Source organism: Exiguobacterium sp. UBA6309 (genome assembly GCF_002439205.1).
Taxonomy (GTDB): domain Bacteria; phylum Bacillota; class Bacilli; order Exiguobacteriales; family Exiguobacteriaceae; genus Exiguobacterium_A.
Genome location: NZ_DJTL01000033.1, coordinates 1 through 1876, shown reverse-complemented (window position 1 = coordinate 1876; position 1876 = coordinate 1). Strand labels below are relative to the sequence as shown.

The window sequence follows — 1876 nt, the reverse complement described above, 5'->3', positions numbered from 1 at the left end:
CCAGTTGAACGAGATCCGGATTATCAAAGGTGATGTACGATGATTTTCCATATGCTTGTTGTTGTTTCCATTCGATGAGGCCATATGTCCCGTCTCGCCAAATTAATACGACAAGTGGCAGCTTCAAACGAACGGCGGTCTCGAGGTCCTGACCGTTCATAAGAAAAGCTCCGTCTCCGGCGGCGCAGACGATACGTCGGTCGGGGTAGAGAAGTTTGGCTGCAAGTGCACTCGATAAACCATAGCCCATTGAAGCAAACCCATTCGAAATGAACAATTGATCTGGATGTGTCGTTTGATAATGGCGAGCGAGCCAGACTTTATGTGCTCCGACATCCGAGAAAACCATTCCGGCTTCACCAACCGTCCGCTCGAGCTCACGAACGATGCTTTGAGGATGTAAAGGGAGCGCGAGGGAATATGTTTCTTGAATCTCTTGGCGCAACTTATCGCGATTCCGTTGCCAACCGTTCCAGGAACGCTTTGGAAGCAGAGTCGTCAAAACGGTCAATACATCTGAAAGATTGCCGACTAGATTTGAAACGACTGGATAGTAGGCATCGATTTCATGAGGGTTCGTATCCAGATGAACGACCGGCGTCTTTTTCGGATTCCATTTTTCCGGGGGCAGTTCCGTGATGTCATAACCAATCGTAATGATTAAATCACTCGCATCAAGAATTCGTTGGTTGTAATCAACATCCGGCAAACCGATCGTATGCGCGGCAAGCGGATGTTGTGAGGAGATGGAGCCTTTTCCCATCATTGTCTCGACGACCGGAGCATCGAGCTGTTCGACGAATGCCCGAAACGCCTCAAGTGCGTGTTGACGGTGAATCCCGAAACCGGCAATGATAACAGGACGTTGCGATCGCTCGATCAATCGTAAAGCGTCCGGATCATCAATCGTCAACGGATGAAGATATGTCGGAGCACTGTCGTTTTTGACAGGAGTCACAGGTTGATCTCGTTCTTGTTTTGCGACGTCTTCCGGGAAAGAGATATGCGTCGCTCCCGGCTTTTCGCTCTGTGCCGTCGCAAAGGCACGACGGACGATTTCCGGAATCACTTCTGGTGTCAGAACGGACGTACTTGACTTCGTGACCGGACGATATAGATCAACGAGATCAAACATTTGATGCGACGCTTTATGTTGCCGTGATAGTGCTCCTTGTCCTGTGATGGCAACGACAGGAGAATGGTCCATCGTTGCACTCGCAATTCCCGTCATCATGTTAGTCGCACCAGGACCAAGCGTCGATAAGCAGACACCCGGTCGTCCACTCAGGCGACCGAACATCGCTGCCATGAACGCAGCGTTCGTTTCGTGACGCGTCGTGATGAACGTGATCGACGAACGACTAAGTGATTCGAGCAATGTGATGTTCTCTTCACCGGGAACACCGAAGATATGCGTGACTCCCTCTGCCTCTAAACATTGGACGAACCAATCCGCCGCGTTCATGCTAGTCCACCGATTGAGATGTATTTTGTCTCGAGATACGCTTCGAGTCCTTCACTACCGCCTTCGCGTCCAAGACCGGATTGTTTCATTCCACCAAATGGTGCTTGTGCCGCAGAAGGAACCCCATCATTCCAGCCGACGATTCCATAATCAAGCCCTTCGATCGCACGAATGGCACGCGCGTAATCCTTCGTAAAGACGTATGAAGCGAGACCGAATGGTGTCTGGTTAGCGTAACGAACCGCTTCTTCATCAGAGCTGACACGCTGGACGGGAGCGACAGGTCCGAACGTCTCCTCGTTCATGATCAACATGCCGGGTTTTACGTCAGCGAGCACGGTTGCTTCATAATAATAGACATCGTTCTCCTCGTCCGTTGTTCCTGTTCCACCGGTGACGACACGAGCACCG

General features: G+C 51.0%; 2 protein-coding genes. Both read right to left on the bottom strand.

Features of this window, described 5'->3' with window-relative positions; all coding sequences use genetic code 11:
* Positions 1–1465, bottom strand: a 1465-nt coding sequence (locus B3M90_RS11930) for an acetolactate synthase large subunit (protein WP_290784254.1), incomplete at its 3' end; no start/stop codon positions are given.
* On the bottom strand, positions 1462–1876 hold a 415-nt coding region (locus B3M90_RS11925; protein ID WP_290784252.1), incomplete at its 5' end, for an aldehyde dehydrogenase family protein. The genes B3M90_RS11930 and B3M90_RS11925, both read right to left, overlap by 4 nt.